This window comes from Novosphingobium sp. KACC 22771, from assembly GCF_028736195.1.
GTDB lineage: Bacteria > Pseudomonadota > Alphaproteobacteria > Sphingomonadales > Sphingomonadaceae > Novosphingobium.
Map to the genome: position 1 here is coordinate 2,080,080 of NZ_CP117881.1, position 16,881 is coordinate 2,096,960.

Genomic DNA, 16,881 nt, shown 5'->3' on the forward strand with positions numbered 1-16,881 from the left:
GCATGAGCGACTGGCCTGAAGTGCCGGTCCTGCGCGGGCGCCATGTGACATTGCGCCCGCTGCAACGCGCGGATCGCGATGATTTGCTGGCGGCGCTCTCGACCGGTTTCGAGCGGACTTTTGCCGGCGGCGTCCCAACGGCTGATACCATCGACGGCTGGCTCGACCGGGCAGAGGCGGAAACGGCGGCGGGCCGGGCGCAGGTGTTTGCCGTGCTGGACGCCGATGGCGCGGTGGCAGGCACGACGCGCTACATGCGGATGAACGCCGCGGCGCGCCGGGTGGAAATCGGCACCACGCTCTATGCACCGCGCGTGCGGCGCACGGGCCTGAACACTGAGGCCAAGAAGCTGCTGCTGGGCCATGCGTTCGACGTGCTGGGCGTGCATTGCGTTCAGATCCGCACCGATGTGTTGAACCACGCCAGTCGCCGCGCTATCGAGCGCATCGGGGCCAAACAGGATGGCATCCTGCGCGGCCATACCGTCATGCATGATACCGTGTATGGCGAGCGGCGGCGCGATACGGTGGTCTATTCCATCCTTGATATCGAATGGCCCGGCATTCGCCGTCACCTTGATGCGTTGTTGGACAGATAGGGATTCCTCCATGCCCCATACAATTGCCGATTTTTCCGCGCATTTGCCCAATGGCGAGACCATCAGCCTTGCCGACCGGCTGGGCAAGGTGGTGCTGGTGGTCAACACGGCCAGCAAATGCGGGTTTACGCCCCAATATGACGGCCTGGAAAAGCTGTGGCGCGATTATGGGGATCGCGGGTTCGAGGTGATCGCCTTTCCCTGCAACCAGTTTGGCGCGCAGGAGCCGGGCAGCGCGGAGGAAATCGAAGAATTCTGCCGCGTCAATTTCGGCCTGTCCTTTCCTTTGATGGGCAAGGTGGAGGTCAATGGACCCGGCGCCGACCCGCTCTGGAACTGGTTGAAGGAAACCGCGCCGGGGATTTTGGGCACGAAACAGATCAAGTGGAATTTTACCAAATTCCTGATCGGGCGCGATGGGCAGATCGTCAAACGGTTTGCGCCAACCGACAAGCCGGAGGACATTGCGGGCGAAATCGAAAAGCTCCTCTGAATTTTCCACAAGTTTGGCCACAGGCTTGCGCACATCTCATCCACAGGCTGGCCGAGGGGGCGATTGATGCCAGGGCCCCCCGCGCCCTAGGGATCTGATCATGGCATATTCTTCCTTCGTCCCGCTGCATGTCTATTCCAGCTTCACCATGCTGGATGGCGCCATTGACCCCAAGGCCATGGCCAAGCTGGCGAAGAAACACAATTTTCCCGCCATGGCGGTGACGGATCGCAACGGACTGTATTGCGCCCCCGCCTATGCCGGGGCTTGCAAGGATATGGGCGTCCAGCCGATCATCGGCGCGCTGCTCTCGATCGCGCGGCCCAGCGGAGAGGGCGGCGGCGTTTTGCCATCCGCGCCCCAGATCGACGCGGTGGTTCTGCTGGTTCAGAACGAGACGGGGTGGAACAACCTGTGCCATCTGGTGTCCAAGGCGCATCTGGAACGGCCGCTGGAGTTTGATCCGCATGTGCGCTTGTCCGATCTGGATGGGCATACCGATGGCCTGCTCTGCCTGACCGGCGCGGGCGAGGGGGCTTTGGCCCGCATGTTTGCCGAGGGGCAGAACGAGGCGGCGCTGCGCTATGCCGATGCGTTGCAGGCCGCTTTTCCCAACCGGCTCTATATCGAGATCGCCCGCACCGGCGATCCGGCCGAGGACGGCAGCGAAGAGGCGCTGATCGATCTGGCCTATGCCCGCGACATTCCGCTGGTGGCGACCAATCCGGCCCATTTTGCCGATGCCAAGGACAGCGCGGCCCATGACGCCATGCTGTGTATCGCGGGTTCGACCCATGTCGATGCGCCCGAACGCAAACGCTCCAACCCCCAGCAATGGGTGCGCAGCGCCGAGTTGATGGAGCAATTGTTCTCCGACCTGCCCGAGGCTCTGGCCAATACGCTGGTGATCGCCCAGCGCTGCGCCTTTGAACCGCCCAAGCGCAAGCCGCTGCTGCCCTCTCTGGCGGGCGATACGGAGGGCGAGGCGCGCATGATGGTTGATCACGCGCGCGCGGGTCTGGCCAAGCGACTGGCGCCCTATTGGCCGGGGGTGGATGAGGCGACGCTGGACAAGGCTCTGGCCGCGCCGGAAGAATCCTTCGAGGCGCTCAAGCCTCTGGGCGTGGACGACAGTTTCCTTGAATATGCCAAACGCCTCGATTTCGAGACCGGCATCATCAACCGCATGGGTTTTGCCGGCTACTTCCTAATCGTGGCCGACTTTATCCAGTGGGCCAAGCAGAATGACATTCCTGTGGGGCCGGGGCGCGGTTCGGGCGCGGGTTCGCTGGTGGCATGGGCGTTGACGATTACGGACCTTGATCCGCTGAAACTGGGTCTGCTGTTTGAACGTTTCCTCAACCCGGAACGTGTGTCGATGCCCGACTTCGACATCGACTTTTGCGAAACGCGGCGCGGCGAGGTGATCCGCTATGTCCAGCGCAAATATGGCGCGGACCATGTGGCGCAAATCATCACCTTTGGTAAGCTCAAGGCCCGCGCCGTGCTGCGCGATACCGGGCGCATTCTGCAAATGTCCTATGGTCAGGTTGACCGCCTGACCAAGATGGTGCCCAACCATCCGACTGACCCGTGGTCTTTGGAGCGCGCCCTCAACGGCGTGCAGGAATTGCACCGCGAATATACCAATGACCCCGAGGTCAAGCGCCTGATCGATCTGGCGATGCAGTTGGAGGGCATGCCGCGCAACTCCTCGACCCACGCGGCGGGCGTGGTGATTGGCGACAGGCCGCTCGAACAATTGGTGCCGCTTTATCGCGACCCGCGCTCGGACATGCCGGTGACGCAGTTCGACATGAAATACGTCGAGAACACGGGCCTGATCAAATTCGACTTTCTGGGCCTGAAAACGCTCTCGATCCTGCGCAAGGCGGTCGATCTGCTGGGGCGGCGGGGGATCAGCATTGATCTTTCCACCCTGCCTTGGGACGATTCCGATGTGTATGACCTGTTGAAACGCGGCGATACGGTGGGCGTGTTCCAGTTGGAATCCGAAGGCATGCGGCGCACGCTGGCGGCGGTGAAGCCGACCAATTTCGGCGACATTATCGCGCTCGTTTCGCTCTATCGTCCGGGCCCGATGGACAACATTCCCCTGTTCGGCCAGCGCAAGAACGGCATGGCGCCCATTGAATATCCGCATGAAAAACTCTCGGGCATTCTGGCCGAAACCTACGGGATTTTCGTTTATCAGGAACAGGTGATGCAGGCCGCGCAGATCCTTGCCGGCTACTCGCTGGGCGATGCCGACCTTCTGCGCCGCGCGATGGGCAAAAAGGTGCAGGCCGAAATGGACGCCCAGCGCCTGCGCTTTGTCATCGGTTGCCGCGAAGTGTCGGACATCGACAAGGACAAGGCCAACGAACTCTTCGACATTATCGACAAGTTCGCCGGTTACGGCTTCAACAAATCGCACGCTGCCGCTTATGCCTTGCTTGCCTATCAGACGGCGTGGTTCAAGGCGCATTATCCGCACGAATTTTATGCCGCCGCCATGTGCTTCGATATGCATCAGTCGGAAAAGCTGGCGATTTTCGTCGATGACATGCGGCGCAACGGTATCGCCATCGCCGGGCCGTGCCTCAACCATTCCGAGGCCGAATTCATGGTCGAACAGACCGCCGATGGCCATCAGGTTCGCTATGCTCTGGCAGGCATCCGAAACGTGGGCGAAAAGGCGATGGAGGTCGTCGTGGCCGAGCGGCAGGCCAATGGCGCGTTCAAGGATCTGGCCGATCTGTTTACCCGCGTCCCCTATGGCTCGCTCAACCGGCGCATGCTCGAAGGTCTGGCCGCCAGCGGCGCATTTGACGCGCTCGAACCCAACCGGGCCAAGGTGCTGGCCAATGCCGACATGCTGCTGGCCGTGGCCGACGAGGCCGAGCGCACCCGTACCAGCGGGCAGCACGGATTGTTTGGCGGCGATGATGCGGGCGCGGGCAATATCCGCCTGATCGACGTTCCGGCATGGAGCCGCGCCGACCAGATGGCCAAGGAGCGCGAGAATTTCGGTTTCTACTTCGCCGCGCATCCGGTCGAACAATGGCGCGCGGTGGCCAGTTCGCATGGCGCGCGCAGCCATGCCAGCCTGCTGGCGGGCGGGGTTGCGGGCCGCACCGGGGCGGTGATGGCCGCCATGGTCGAAAACGTCCAGAAGCGCAAAACCAAGCGCGGCAAGGACTTCATCATGGCCGATTTTTCCGATCAGTCGGGCAATTTCTCGGCCTCGTGCTTTGAGGAAACGCTGGTCGACAGCTTCGTGACCTGGGCGAAAGAGGGGGCCTGCATCCTGCTGACCGTTGAATTGGACAGCCCCAGCCCGGAGGAACCACCCCGCGTCACCGTGCGCGGCGCGCAGGCGCTGTCCGAAGTCAAGGCAGCGGCCAAAATGACGCTGAGCCTCGAAGTTTCGCGGGCCGAAGCATTTGGCGAACTGGCCACGATCCTGCCGCGCGGCGGGCTCGGCACGGTCGAGGTCGTGCTGAAAACCGGCGGACCGCAGGAGCCGCGCCTGCGGTTGGGGCGCGATTTCCTGCTGGATGGCGAATTGACGGACCTGATCGCCGGGCTCGACGGCGTGGCCAATGTTTCGCTCAAACCGACGCGGGCGGGCGGGCATCTGCGGCTGGTCGCCTAGAACAGCGTCATCTGGCCATCGCGGGATGGCGCGCGGAATTGCGACGTATCGAGATCGGCGCGGTGATCGCCAAGGCCAAGGCGCGCCTTGGCAATACGAAACCGCGCCCGGATCAGGTCTGCCCACACGCCCTGCGGCTTCATCCTGGTAAAGAAATCGCTTTGATAATCCGCGCCGCCGCGCATCGATTGGACAATATGCATGACCTTGTCCGCGCGGTCGGGAAAATGGGCCTCCAGCCATTCGCGAAACAGCGGCGCCACCTCATGGGGCAGGCGCAGCATGATCCAGCTTGCGCCCCGCACGCCGCGCGCGGCGGCTTCCTCCAGAATGCGCTCGATCCACTCCTCGGTAATCGCAGGCACGATGGGCGAGACATTGACCCAGACCGGCACGCCGGCTGCGCTCAATTTCGCAATCGCGTCCAAACGCTTGAAAGGGCTGGCCGCGCGCGGTTCCAGCAGACGCGAGAGGCGCGCGTCCAGCGATGTCACCGAAACCGCCACCGCCGTCAACCGATGCCGCGCCAGTTCGCTCAGCACGTCGAGATCATGCAGCACCCGGTCCGATTTGGTCGTGATGGTCACCGGATGACGCGTCTCCAGACATACCTCCAAAATCTGTCGCGTCAGGCGATAGCGCGTTTCGATCGGTTGGTAGGGATCGGTGTTTGTGCCCATCGCAATCGGCGCGGGCGTATATCCGCGCGCGGATAATTCGCGGCGCAACAATCGCGCCGCTTCCGGCTTCGCGAACAACCTGCTTTCAAAATCCAGACCCGGTGAGAGATCGAGATAGGCATGCGTGGGCCGCGCATAGCAATAGATGCAGCCATGTTCGCACCCGCGATAGGCATTGATCGAGCGATCAAACGGCACATCGGGCGATGCGTTGCGCGAAATGATCTTGCGCGCTGCCTCCTCGGTCACGATGGTGCGCAAGGGCGGCGGCCCTCCATCGACATCCTCGATCGCATCCAGCCAATCGCCATCCGCCTCGCGCCCCGGCAAGGCAAAGCGGGTGGAAAGCGCGCCGGAAACGGCGCCGCGACCGCGGGGAGGGGGAGGAGCAACCATGGCTTATAAAGAACATAAAAAGAACAAATGCGCAAGGGCTGGCCATTGTCCCCGGCGCCGACTAAACGCTTTGCTATCGCCCTCTTATCCGGAATCCTTTCCATGTCCGCGCCTTACGCCAGCCTGATTCCCGCCGATGCCGACCGTCTGGCGCTCTACCTTGCGCGAATCGGTCTCGATGCCCCGGTGGAAACCAGCGCTGAAGGGCTGGCTATTCTCCAGCGCGCGCACCGTATGAACATTGGCTTTGAAAACATCGATGTCATGCTGGGTCGCGCGATCAGCCTCGATCCCGATGCGATTTTCGGCAAGCTGGTGATGAGCGCGCGCGGTGGCTATTGCTTTGAACAGAATTGGCTGTTTGGCGCTATGTTGGCGCAGATGGGCTTTGCCAACCGGCCGCTTTTGGCGCGGGTCTGGCTTGGCCTGGCCGAGGACGGACCGCCGGCGCCGCTGACGCACACATTCCGTTTGGTCGATCTGGACGGCGAGGCGTGGATTGCCGATGCCGGTTTCGGCGGGTCTTACGTGCCGCCCATGCCGCTGGCCGATGGCGCCACCGCGCAGACCAGCGATGGCGCGCAGCATCGCATAACAAGGCATGGCGCGCCCGGCTCGCTGGGCGGCGAATGGCTGGTCGAACGGCTTGGCCCGGCTGCGACCACCGATGGTCGCGGCACTGCAACGGGCTGGCAGAAGCAGTACAGTTTCAACCTCAACGAGGTGGCGCCGATTGACCTTGAACTGTCGAATCACTGGACCTTTACCAAGCCCGATACGCGCTTCACCTCCGCCCTGATCGCCTCGATTGTGCTGGAGGATGGCTTTGCCGCGCTGAACGGGCGGCGGCTCAGGATGTATGCGGGCGGGCGCGGGGATGTGATCGACATTGCCCACGCCCAGGATTGGCGCGCCATGCTGGCCGATTTGTTCCGCGTGGAATTGAGCGAGGATGAAGTGGCGGCCTTGAAGGTATTTTGAATGACGCGCGAGGGACGTATCCCTCGCGGCTTTCAACCTTCCCGCAACCTCAGCATCAGTTCGACAAAGTTGCAGGGCCGGTTGCGGCTGTCCAATTGCTCGTTCAGGATCCCGTCCCACCCATCCTTCACCGCGCCGTTCGATCCGGGCAGGGCGAAGATATAGGTCGCCCCGGCCATGATCGCCATGGCGCGCGACTGGACGGTGCTGGTGCCGATGGACTTGTACGAAAGCCAGCGAAACAGTTCACCAAAGCCGGGGATCAGCTTGCCGCTGTGGGCGATGATGATCTGGTCCAACGCCTCGGGCGTGACATCGCGCCCGGTCAGGCCCGTGCCCCCGGTCGAGATCACACAGTCGATTTCGGGGTCATCAATCCACGCGTCCAATTGCGCCACCAGCGCAGGCACGTCCTCGCGCAGGATCTTGCGCGCGGCCAGAACATGCCCCTTGTCGGCAATGCGCTGGGCCAGAATGTCGCCGCTGGTGTCATTGTCAGGTGTGCGCGTGTCGGACAGGGTCAACAGCGCGATGCGGATCGGTTTGAACTCGCGGGTTTCGTCAATGGCCATCGGCGCGCTCCTTGTTATGGAGTGGCTTGGTAGCTGTTCATGCCCGAAGCCGCAATCGCGGTCCCGGCAATCGCCCCATTGCTGGCCATACGGACGCCGCGCGCACCATCCAGCCCCGGAAAGGTCGGCCACATGCCCTGCGCCAGCGCGCTGCGGCTTTCCGAAGCGCCGCCTGCCTGCCGCTCATACATCCAGTAATTGCGCAGCACCGTGGCGACATAGCCGCGCGTTTCCCAATAGGGCACCGATTCCATCCACAGCAGCGGATCCCCGCCATCGTGGATCTGCGTGTTCCAACGCGCCACGGGCAGCGGCCCGGCATTATAGGCGGCCATCACCTTGGGCAGGAGCCCCTGTGTGGCGGCGCTGTTTTTCAATGCCTGCAGATGCTGCTGACCGAACGCCAAATTCACATCGGGCCGCGTCAGATCCGCCACCGATCCCGAAACGCCCAGCGATGCAGCATGATCGCGCGCCGCCGCCGGCATGATCTGCATCAGCCCGCGCGCGCCCGCGCTGGACAAGGCCGTGGCGCGAAACGCCGATTCCTGAAGCGTATGGGCCAGCACCAGCGCCGGATCGACCTGCCAGCCGGTGGCGGGGGTCCATTTGGGGGTGGGGAAGCGGCTTGCCGGGGCGGGCAGCGCGCCGCCCGGCGCATTATAGGCCATCCACAACTGCGTGGCGGGCAGGCCCAGATCGCGCGCCAGACGCGAGAGCGGCTGATACTGCTCCGCGCTGCCGATGCGGGCCTGATGGCGCAGCACATCGTCGGCCAGCCCGTCTTCACCGATTTCCGCCAGAGCCACAGCGGCGCGGATATTGGGATTTTCGCGCAGGGATTGCCAATCGGCGGTGGTGAAATCGGGCGTGGAATGGCTGGTCGGCAGGCGCAGGCCCAATTGTTCGGCCGCGATCATGCCGTAGAGCGTTTCATCCAGCCGCGCCGCCGAACGCAGCGGGGCCGATGCCATTTCAGGCTGGCGGCAACGCACCTGAGCGCGCGATTGCCAATAATAGGCCGCCGCGGTCAATTCGCTGTTGGTCGAACCCTTGGCCGTGCGGGCAAAGGCTTCACCGGCGTTCAGGCAATCGCCCAGCCGCCATGCGGCAAGGCCCGCCACCCATGCGCCCTCGGCCACCCACGGGCCGGACATGGGCGCGCTGTTGTCGCCAATGGATGAGGCGAGCGCGAAGGCATCGGCATCCTGATTGTTGATGTAATAGGCCCATGCGACCTTCTGGCGCCATTCCGCGCGGGCCTCGGCCGAAAGCGTGGCATCAACGCCGTCGAGCAGCAGGCGCGCGCCCAGCGGATCGTCCACCTTGATCTTGTCATTGATGCCCTGCGCGATGGTGGCGGGCATGGTGCCGTCGGCAATGGAGCGCGGGCGGGCGCGGCGCGGTGCGTTGGGTTGGGTATAGAGCGCCTGCGGCAAAGGCAAAGTGGGCAGCGCCGTGCCGCCGCGCTTGATCGCCAGCGCGGCAATCTGTTCGGCTTGGGGCAGCGTAGGATTGGCATTCAGCCAGTCGGTCAGCGTGGCCAGATCAATACGCGGCGAACCGGGGGCGAGATAGTATTCCGCCCGTGCCGAACCATGCAGCGGCCCATCGGGGCGCTCGCCAAACATGGTTTGCACTCGCGACCAGTCCTGACGCTTGATCGCGGCAAACAGGTCCTTGTACCATGCCCGTTCATCTTCGGTCAGCAGCTTGGGCACGGCAGAGCGCGACACGCGGCTCATGAAATAGTCGGCCGCGGCGGAATTGGCAGCGGCAGGCGCCGCCCCGGCAACCGAGGCCAACGCGGCAATGGCGCACACCAGCGCGCGCGCAGGCCCAGCCTTGTGTCGATCCCGTAACCGCAAAATCAATCCCTTATCCCGTCCAGCCCGTTGGACCAATGAAGCCAGCTGCGCCAGAACCCGGCCTTTCGCCGTGGATTTTCCAGCAGCATGCCCAGATCCTGACCCACAAGAACGGCGACCCCACTCGCGTCCGTTCCGGGTTCCGGGCGGCTTTGTCCTGCCTCACTTTGGTTAATCAGTGATAAAAGGGCAGGCTTTTGCGATGGGTCGTGGCCAAGCAGCGGCAAAATGCGGTCGCCCAGCAAGAGCAGGCGGCGCGGGGCGGCCAGCGCGATATGGTGGGCCAGCACGGCGCCCATGCCCTCGCTGCGCAAAAGATCCCAATCGGGCGCGGGCATGGCGCGGGGCAGGGCGGCGGCGATATAGCAATCGTCCGCCTCCAGCCCCATCACGCGAAGCATCGCCAAAAGCAGCTTGCCCTGCGGCCCGGAGAGCAAAAGGCCGGTCTGTGCGTCCCCATTTTCGGGCATGGGCACCACCACCATCAGCGCGGCCCCGGCAGCCCCGCGCGGGGGTACGCGGCCCGTTGTTCCGGTGGCGTCCAGTGTCGGCTCGCCCATCCACCACGGCGCAAAATCGGCAAGTGCTGCGGGCCATTGCGCGACATCCCCGCCCAGGCGCGGGCGCGGCGGGGGAGGCGGCGGCTCGGGCTTTGCCCGCATCATCGGTGGGGGCGGCGAGCCGTTCTGCGCCCCGCGCTCCGGCGCGATTTCCTCCAGCCATTCCTGCGGCTCGTCGCTGTAGGCATAGCTGACCCCGGCCTCGCGCCACCAATCGAGCGCGGCGGCGATTTGCGCCGAAAGGGGAGAGGTTGCGGTCATTGCGCGCCTGATTGGCGGCATTGGGGGCGGATGACAAGACTTGTAATGGATTTCCTTACATCCCGTCTTGCCTGCGCCCGACGCTCGCGCCATGGGAGGCGGCATGGAACCTGTCGCTTTCCCCCTCTCCGAAACGGCCTATGCCAAGATCAACCTTGCGCTGCATGTGCGCCGCCGCCGCGATGATGGCTATCATGAACTGGAAACGCTATTTGCCTTTGTCGATGCGGGCGATGCGTTGACGGCCCGGCCTGCCGGCGGGGATTCGCTGACGATCACCGGCGAATTCTCTCCTTTGCTGGCGGGCGAGGAGAGCAATCTGGTGCTGGACGCGCTGGCGCTGATCTCGCGCGCGGGCGGCTGGGCGGTAAAGCTGGACAAGGCGCTGCCGGTGGCGGCGGGGCTGGGCGGCGGTTCGGCCGATGTGGGCGCGGTGTTTCGTATGGCGCGGCGGGCGGGGGTGCTGCCCGATGATTGGCATGGTTTGGCCGCCGGGCTGGGCGCCGATGTCCCGGCCTGCGTCGAAAGCGTGGCTATGGTCGGGCGCGGCACGGGAACCGAGCTTGAGGCGGCGCCCGATGATCTGAAAGGCTGCCCGGTGCTGCTGGTCAATCCGCGTGTGCCTTTGCCGACGGGGCCGGTGTTCAAGGCATGGGATCGCGTCGATCGCGGCTCCATGCCGCAAGGGTCCGCGCGCGACATCGCGATCCTTGGCCGCAACGATTTGGAGGCGCCTGCGATTGCGATCTGTCCGCCGGTGGCCGATGTGCTGGCGGCTTTGGGGCAAACGGAGGCTTGGCTGTCGCGCATGTCGGGTTCTGGGGCGACGTGTTTTGCGCTGTTTGACGATGTGGCAGGGCGCGATGCCGCCGCCGCTGCCATCGCGGCGCATCATCCGCAATGGTGGCAAATGGCGGGGCTGCTGCGATGATCGCGCGCGAAACCGACGCCTATCGCCTGTTTGGCGAGCCCAAATTCGGCGGCATCCTGATCGTATCCGATCATGCCAGCAATCGCGTGCCGGACGGCGTGGATCTTGGTATCGCGCCCGAATTGATGGATCAGCATATTGCCGTCGACATCGGCGTGGGCGCGATTGCTCAGATCATGGCCCGGCGCCCCGGCATTGCCGCCTATTGCGCGCATGTCAGCCGCCTTGTCTGCGACCTCAATCGCGGGGATCATCAGGCCGCGACCATCCCGCATGTCAGCGATGGTCATCCGATCCCCGGCAATGAGATCACACCCGAAGCGCGCGAGGCCCGTCTCGCGCGGTTTCATCATCCCTATCACGCGGCGCTCTCGCAATTGCTGGATGACGCGCCGCCCGCGCTGATCCTCTCGCTGCACAGTTTTACCCCGCGATTGGCCACCAGCGATGAGGCGCGGCCCTGGCATGTCGGCATCCTGTATAATGAGGACGACCGCGCCGCGCGCATCGCGATTCCGTTGCTGGAGGCCGAAGGGCTGATTGTCGGCGATCAATTGCCCTATTCGGGCCGCGTGTTGAATTACACGATGAACCGCCATGCCGAGGCCGAGGGGCGCCCCTATCTGGGCGTGGAAATCCGGCAGGATCTGATCGGCGATGCGGCGGGGCAGGCGTTATGGGCCGACCGCATGGCGGATATTTGTAATAAAGTTGCGCTAAATCTTCCCTAATTGCAATTTTCGATTTGCCACTTGTGCTTGGGGGTTGTAGGGGCGCAAACGTCTTCCCCGAGTCTGCCGGAGTAATCCCCATGCCTGCCTATCGTTCACGCACATCCACCCATGGCCGCAATATGGCGGGCGCGCGGGGCCTGTGGCGCGCCACCGGCATGAAGGACAGCGATTTCGGCAAGCCGATCATCGCGGTGGTCAACAGCTTTACCCAGTTTGTGCCCGGCCACGTCCACTTGAAGGATCTGGGCCAGATGGTCGCGCGCGAGATCGAGGCGGCAGGCGGCGTGGCCAAGGAATTCAACACGATCGCCATCGACGACGGCATCGCGATGGGCCATGACGGCATGCTCTATTCGCTGCCCAGCCGCGACCTGATCGCCGACAGCGTCGAATATATGGTCAATGGCCACTGCGCCGATGCGATGGTCTGCATCAGCAACTGTGACAAGATCACGCCGGGCATGCTGATGGCCGCGATGCGTCTGAACATCCCCGTAGTCTTCGTGTCCGGCGGGCCGATGGAGGCGGGCAAGGTCGTGCTGCGCGGCAAGGAAGTGGCGCTCGATCTGGTCGACGCCATGGTTGCCGCTGCGGACGAAGCCTATACCGACGAGGAAGTGAAGACCATCGAACGCTCGGCCTGCCCCACTTGCGGGTCGTGCAGCGGGATGTTCACCGCCAATTCGATGAACTGCCTGACCGAGGCTCTGGGCCTCTCGCTGCCGGGCAATGGCTCGACGCTGGCCACGCATAGCGACCGCAAGGAACTGTTCCTGCGCGCTGGCCGTCTGGCCGTGGAACTGTGCAAGCGTTACTATGAGCAGGACGATGAAAGCGTGCTGCCGCGCAACATCGCCAGTTTTGAAGCGTTTGAAAACGCCATGAGCCTCGACATCGCCATGGGCGGGTCCACCAACACCGTGCTCCACCTGCTGGCCGCCGCGCAGGAGGCGGGCGTCAATTTCACCATGAACGACATTGACCGCCTCTCGCGCCGCGTCCCCTGCCTGTCGAAGGTCGCGCCGGCCAAGAATGACGTGCATATGGAGGACGTTCACCGCGCGGGCGGGATCTATTCGATCCTTGGCGAGTTGGAGCGCGGCGGGCTGCTCCATGCCGATTTGCCCACCGTCCATTCGCCCACCCTGCGCGATGCGCTGGCCAAGTGGGACATTGGTCGCTCGAATGATCCCGAAGTTCAGCAGTTCTTCCTCGCCGCCCCCGGCGGCGTGCCGACGCAGGTGGCCTTCAGCCAGAGCCGTCGCTGGGAATCGCTCGACACCGACCGCGAAAAGGGCGTGATCCGCAGCGTCGAACATGCGTTCAGCAAGGACGGCGGTCTGGCGGTCCTGTTCGGCAATATCGCGCTCGAGGGCTGCATCGTCAAAACGGCGGGCGTGGATGAAAGCATCCTGAAGTTCACCGGCCCTGCCAAGGTTTACGAAAGCCAGGACGCGGCGGTGACGGCGATCCTGACCGGACAGGTCGTGGCGGGCGATGTGGTTGTCATCCGCTATGAAGGCCCCAAGGGCGGTCCGGGTATGCAGGAAATGCTCTATCCCACCAGCTACTTGAAGTCGAAGGGCTTGGGCAAGGCATGCGCGCTGATCACCGATGGTCGCTTCTCGGGCGGTACTTCGGGCCTGTCGATCGGCCATGCTTCGCCTGAGGCGGCCGAAGGCGGCGCGATTGGCCTTGTGGAAACCGGCGATGTGATCGAGATCGACATCCCCGGCCGCACGATCAACCTTGCCGTTTCCGACGAGGTGCTGGCCGAGCGCCGCGCCGCGCAGGAGGCCAAGGGCTGGAAGCCCGCCAAGGACCGCCCGCGCAAGGTTTCGACCGCCTTGCAGGCCTATGCCGCGATGACCACCAGCGCGGCCAAGGGCGCGGTGCGGGATATCTCGCAACTGAAATGAGCGTATCGCGCCAGGTCCTTACCGCCGATCAGATGCGCGCCGCCGAAGGCGCGCTGATCGCGGGCGGGATCGGGGTGGATGAATTGATGCAGCGCGCGGGGAACGGGGCGGCGGACTATGTCTGGCGCATCGCCGGTCCCTCGCGCCGCGTGACCGTCCTGACCGGGCCGGGCAACAATGGTGGCGACGGCTGGGTCATTGCCGAGGCGATCCGGCGGCGGGGCGGCCATGTGGTGGTGCTTCCTGCCGCTGAACCTCGCACCGATGCGGCGCGGTTGGCGCAGTCTCTTTATTCCGGCGCGGTGGTCGATGGTGTGGTCGATGGCGATGTGCTGGTCGATTGCCTATTCGGCACCGGGCTGACGCGCGGGCTGGGGGATGCCGATCTGGCGTTGCTGAACGGTCTGGCGGCGCGGCATGGCAAACGGATTGCGGTCGATCTGCCCAGTGGGATCGCCACAGATACCGGCGCGGCGTTGAATGATGACCTGCCCGATTATCACCTCACGATAGCGCTGGGCGCGTGGAAGCCTGCGCATGTCCTGATGCCCGCCTGTGCGCGGATGGGGGAATTGCGGTTGGTCGATATCGGCTGCGGCGCAATGCAGGATGCGGGGCAGGTGATCGGGCGGCCCCGGTTTCATGCCCCGGCGGCCGATGCGCATAAATATCGGCGCGGGCTGCTCGGCGTGGTGGCGGGGGCGATGCCCGGCGCGGCCATGCTGGCGGCCACGGCGGCGCAGGGCGCGGGCGCTGGCTATGTCAAAGTGTTGAGCGACGCGCCGCTGGCAGTGCCGGTCGATCTGGTCTGCGCGCGGGCGGATTTTTCCGATGCGCGGATTGCGGTGCTGTTGGTCGGGCCGGGGCTGGGGCGCGATGCGGCGGGCCATTTCCTGCTGGCCGAGGCATTGGCGGCGGGGCGGCCGACGGTGCTGGATGCCGATGGATGTCATTTGCTTTCCAAGGGGATGGCGGCCACTATTGCCACGCCGCATGAGGGTGAACTGGTCGCGCTGGAGCGTCATTTCGGCAGCCATGGCGAGGACAAGATCGCCCGCGCCCGCAATCTGGCGCAGGCCAGCGGGATGGTGATCGTCGCCAAGGGGCCGGATACGATAGTCGCCTCGCCCGATGGCCGCTGGGCTGCCGCTCCGCGCGCCTCAAGCTGGCTGTCTACGGCGGGTACGGGCGATGTTCTGGCGGGCGCGATTGCCAGCAGGCTGGCCAATGGCGCTGACCCCTTTGCGGCCGCATGCGAAGGCGTCTGGCTTCACGGTGAGGCAGCGCGGATCACCCCGCCGCCTTTTTCTGCCGGAGAACTGGCCAAATCCATCGCGAAGGCTTATCGGGCCAGCCTCCAGAGTTAAGGGGCCAGCATGAGTGACGATCCGATCCTGCGCATTGCCGCCAAGGGCGATGGCATAACCGCCAGCGGGGCCTATGTGGCCGGGGCGGCGCCGGGTGATGCTTTGCGCGCGGATGGCTCGATTGCGCGCGGGCCCAATTATGCGGCGCCCGCCTGTCGTCATTATGGCACCTGCGGAGGCTGCACGCTTCAGCATGTCGGCGACGAGGCGCTGTCCGATTTCGTGCGCGATCGCGTGATCCATGCCGCGCGCGGGCAGGGGATGGAACCGGGCATTCTGGCGCCCACGCATCTTTCGCCTGCCGGTTCGCGGCGGCGTGCGTCGCTGCGCGCGGCGCGGGTGGGCGGGGCTATCGCGCTGGGCTATTCCGAGGGCGGGTCGCATAAGCTGGTCGATCTGAAGGAATGCCCGGTGCTGGCGCCCGAACTGGTGGCGGTGCTGGGGCCTTTGCGTAAATTGCTGGCGCGGCGCGACGGGCGCTTTGCGGTTGAAATCGACCTGACTCTGGCCAGTCAGGGGGTGGATGTTTCGCTGAAAGGTCTGACGGTCGAAGGGTTGCAGCAGACCGAGGCGATGCTGGACTTTGCCCGCGACAATGGGCTGGCCCGGCTTTCGCTCGATCAGGGCTATGGGCCGGAGAGCCTGTGGGAGCCCGATGGCGTGACGGTCAACCTGTCGGGCGTCGAAGCACCTCTGCCGCCCGGCGCCTTCCTTCAGGCCACGCTGGATGGCGAGCAGGCGCTGGTGGGTGCGGCGGTCGAATGGCTGAAAGGCGTATCGCCGGTGGCAGATCTGTTTGCGGGCCTCGGGACTTTCGCCTTCGCGCTGGCCAAGGCCGGTGCCAAGGTCTTGGCGGCTGAGGCTGATCAGGCCGCCTTCCTCGCCTGCAAATCGGCGGCGGGGCGCAGCGGGTTGATCGTTCACCCGCTGCATCGCGATCTGTTCCGCAATCCGCTGATGCCCGATGAGTTGAACCGCTTTGGCGCGGTGGTGCTGGACCCGCCGCGTGCGGGCGCGCGCGAACAGGTGGGGCGCATCGCCGCCAGCACGGTCAAGCGCGTGGTCTATATCAGTTGCAACCCGTCAAGCTGGGCGCGGGATGCGGCGCAATTGATCGAGGGCGGCTATCGCCTGGCCGAATTGCGCCCGGTGGGCCAATTCCGCTGGACCACGCATGTCGAACTCGCCAGCCTGTTTGTGCGCGATTAAACGCCGCGATAGCGCCGGATGACGATCAGGCGATAGTAATCCAGCGGGCCGTCATGGACCTCGACCGAGGCGATGCTGCCCGCCAGATGGTGGGCGACTTCGGCCAGATCGGGGCGGGGGGTGACGTGGAAATGCGCCAGCCAGCGCATCAGCACCCAGCGCAAGGGTGCGGGCAGCCTCTGCCCCATGCCGAAATCGACGATGTGCAATTCGCCCCCCGGCGCCAGCACGGCGATGCCCTGCGCGATGGCTTCTTCCCAAGCCGGGATCATCGAGAGGGCAAAAGAGATCATCACCCGTTCGAAATGCGGGCGGCCAAACAGGTCCTGCGCATCAAATTCGCAGGCATCGCCCACGGCCAGACGCGCGCGGGCGCCCAGCCGGTCCTGCGCGGTTTCCAGCATCAGGGGAGAAATATCCAGCCCATGGATCTGGGTCTTGGGCCACAGTTCGCGCACCAGCGAGAGGTTGCGCCCCGTGCCGCAGCCCACTTCGAGCACCGCGCTGCCATAGGGCATACGCAGGCCCCGGATCAGCCGGTCGCGCCCGAACAGGAAATATTTGCGCGTGACATCATAGATATGGCGCTGCCAGCGATAAACGCTGTCCATCAGATCGCCATGGGTTTCGAGAGCAGGTGCGGTAGCCATGGG

General features: G+C 64.6%; 14 protein-coding genes. 9 read left to right on the forward strand and 5 right to left on the reverse strand.

Features of this window, described 5'->3' with window-relative positions:
* Positions 1–2: 2 nt before the first annotated feature.
* The 3 genes from PQ467_RS09475 (at position 3) to dnaE (ending at position 4,750) form a co-directional block, all read left to right on the forward strand.
* On the forward strand, positions 3–599 hold the full coding sequence (locus PQ467_RS09475; RefSeq protein WP_274173195.1) for a GNAT family N-acetyltransferase: 597 nt from the start codon (positions 3–5) through the stop codon (positions 597–599).
* A gap of 10 nt (positions 600–609) precedes the next feature.
* Positions 610–1,092, forward strand: coding sequence for a glutathione peroxidase (locus PQ467_RS09480; protein ID WP_274173196.1), 483 nt, complete (start codon positions 610–612; stop codon positions 1,090–1,092).
* 100 nt (positions 1,093–1,192) lie between these two features.
* Positions 1,193–4,750, forward strand: coding sequence for a DNA polymerase III subunit alpha (gene dnaE, locus PQ467_RS09485; protein WP_274173197.1), 3,558 nt, complete (start codon positions 1,193–1,195; stop codon positions 4,748–4,750).
* Here the strand turns inward: dnaE and PQ467_RS09490 are convergent.
* On the reverse strand, positions 4,747–5,826 hold the full coding sequence (locus tag PQ467_RS09490; protein WP_274173198.1) for a PA0069 family radical SAM protein: 1,080 nt from the start codon (positions 5,824–5,826) through the stop codon (positions 4,747–4,749). The genes dnaE and PQ467_RS09490 overlap by 4 nt on opposite strands.
* Before the next feature lie 102 nt (positions 5,827–5,928).
* On the opposite strand from PQ467_RS09490, the gene PQ467_RS09495 reads away from it, so the two are divergent.
* Positions 5,929–6,807 (forward strand): arylamine N-acetyltransferase family protein, encoded by an 879-nt coding sequence (locus PQ467_RS09495; RefSeq protein ID WP_274173199.1) that lies wholly within the window; start codon positions 5,929–5,931, stop codon positions 6,805–6,807.
* Between the two features lie 32 nt (positions 6,808–6,839).
* On the opposite strand, the gene PQ467_RS09500 is transcribed toward PQ467_RS09495, so the two are convergent.
* From PQ467_RS09500 to PQ467_RS09510, 3 genes are all read right to left on the reverse strand, one after another.
* Complete coding sequence (locus PQ467_RS09500; protein ID WP_274173200.1) at positions 6,840–7,379, reverse strand: molybdenum cofactor synthesis domain-containing protein; 540 nt, start codon at positions 7,377–7,379, stop codon at positions 6,840–6,842.
* A 14-nt stretch (positions 7,380–7,393) separates the two neighbouring features.
* Entirely contained in the window at positions 7,394–9,124 is a 1,731-nt protein-coding gene (locus tag PQ467_RS09505) for a lytic transglycosylase domain-containing protein (protein WP_274176121.1), read from the reverse strand.
* 125 nt (positions 9,125–9,249) lie between these two features.
* Positions 9,250–10,068: a hypothetical protein gene (locus tag PQ467_RS09510; RefSeq protein ID WP_274173201.1), complete on the reverse strand. Its 819-nt coding sequence runs from the start codon at positions 10,066–10,068 to the stop codon at positions 9,250–9,252.
* A gap of 103 nt (positions 10,069–10,171) precedes the next feature.
* On the opposite strand from PQ467_RS09510, the gene PQ467_RS09515 reads away from it, so the two are divergent.
* From PQ467_RS09515 to PQ467_RS09535, 5 genes are all read left to right on the forward strand, one after another.
* Positions 10,172–10,999 carry a 4-(cytidine 5'-diphospho)-2-C-methyl-D-erythritol kinase gene (locus tag PQ467_RS09515; protein ID WP_274173202.1) on the forward strand — a complete coding sequence of 276 codons (828 nt, stop codon included), beginning with the start codon at positions 10,172–10,174 and terminating at the stop codon, positions 10,997–10,999.
* A complete protein-coding gene (locus tag PQ467_RS09520; RefSeq protein ID WP_274173203.1) occupies positions 10,996–11,730 on the forward strand; it encodes an N-formylglutamate amidohydrolase in 735 nt (244 codons plus the stop codon). Before PQ467_RS09515 ends, PQ467_RS09520 begins: the two co-directional genes overlap by 4 nt.
* Positions 11,731–11,810: 80 nt before the next feature.
* The gene (gene ilvD, locus PQ467_RS09525; RefSeq protein ID WP_274173204.1) at positions 11,811–13,652 is read left to right on the forward strand and encodes a dihydroxy-acid dehydratase; all 1,842 of its coding nucleotides are present in this window, start codon (positions 11,811–11,813) and stop codon (positions 13,650–13,652) included.
* Positions 13,649–15,019, forward strand: a complete 1,371-nt coding sequence (locus PQ467_RS09530; RefSeq protein ID WP_274173205.1) for an NAD(P)H-hydrate epimerase — start codon at positions 13,649–13,651, stop codon at positions 15,017–15,019. Before ilvD ends, PQ467_RS09530 begins: the two co-directional genes overlap by 4 nt.
* A gap of 9 nt (positions 15,020–15,028) precedes the next feature.
* A complete protein-coding gene (locus PQ467_RS09535; RefSeq protein ID WP_274173206.1) occupies positions 15,029–16,228 on the forward strand; it encodes a class I SAM-dependent RNA methyltransferase in 1,200 nt (399 codons plus the stop codon).
* Here PQ467_RS09535 and PQ467_RS09540 read toward each other — a convergent pair.
* Positions 16,225–16,878 (reverse strand): class I SAM-dependent methyltransferase, encoded by a 654-nt coding sequence (locus PQ467_RS09540; RefSeq protein WP_274173207.1) that lies wholly within the window; start codon positions 16,876–16,878, stop codon positions 16,225–16,227. The genes PQ467_RS09535 and PQ467_RS09540 overlap by 4 nt on opposite strands.
* Positions 16,879–16,881 lie beyond the last annotated feature (3 nt).

Bases quoted from the DNA above. Each gene is read 5' to 3' on its own strand.
- PQ467_RS09475 (WP_274173195.1), top strand. From the start codon at position 3: ATGAGCGACTGGCCTGAAGTGCCGGTCCTGCGCGGGCGCCATGTGACA.
- PQ467_RS09480 (WP_274173196.1), top strand. From the start codon at position 610: ATGCCCCATACAATTGCCGATTTTTCCGCGCATTTGCCCAATGGCGAG.
- dnaE (WP_274173197.1), top strand. From the start codon at position 1,193: ATGGCATATTCTTCCTTCGTCCCGCTGCATGTCTATTCCAGCTTCACC.
- PQ467_RS09490 (WP_274173198.1), bottom strand. From the start codon at position 5,826: ATGGTTGCTCCTCCCCCTCCCCGCGGTCGCGGCGCCGTTTCCGGCGCG.
- PQ467_RS09495 (WP_274173199.1), top strand. From the start codon at position 5,929: ATGTCCGCGCCTTACGCCAGCCTGATTCCCGCCGATGCCGACCGTCTG.
- PQ467_RS09500 (WP_274173200.1), bottom strand. From the start codon at position 7,379: ATGGCCATTGACGAAACCCGCGAGTTCAAACCGATCCGCATCGCGCTG.
- PQ467_RS09505 (WP_274176121.1), bottom strand. From the start codon at position 9,124: ATGAGCCGCGTGTCGCGCTCTGCCGTGCCCAAGCTGCTGACCGAAGAT.
- PQ467_RS09510 (WP_274173201.1), bottom strand. From the start codon at position 10,068: ATGACCGCAACCTCTCCCCTTTCGGCGCAAATCGCCGCCGCGCTCGAT.
- PQ467_RS09515 (WP_274173202.1), top strand. From the start codon at position 10,172: ATGGAACCTGTCGCTTTCCCCCTCTCCGAAACGGCCTATGCCAAGATC.
- PQ467_RS09520 (WP_274173203.1), top strand. From the start codon at position 10,996: ATGATCGCGCGCGAAACCGACGCCTATCGCCTGTTTGGCGAGCCCAAA.
- ilvD (WP_274173204.1), top strand. From the start codon at position 11,811: ATGCCTGCCTATCGTTCACGCACATCCACCCATGGCCGCAATATGGCG.
- PQ467_RS09530 (WP_274173205.1), top strand. From the start codon at position 13,649: ATGAGCGTATCGCGCCAGGTCCTTACCGCCGATCAGATGCGCGCCGCC.
- PQ467_RS09535 (WP_274173206.1), top strand. From the start codon at position 15,029: ATGAGTGACGATCCGATCCTGCGCATTGCCGCCAAGGGCGATGGCATA.
- PQ467_RS09540 (WP_274173207.1), bottom strand. From the start codon at position 16,878: ATGGCTACCGCACCTGCTCTCGAAACCCATGGCGATCTGATGGACAGC.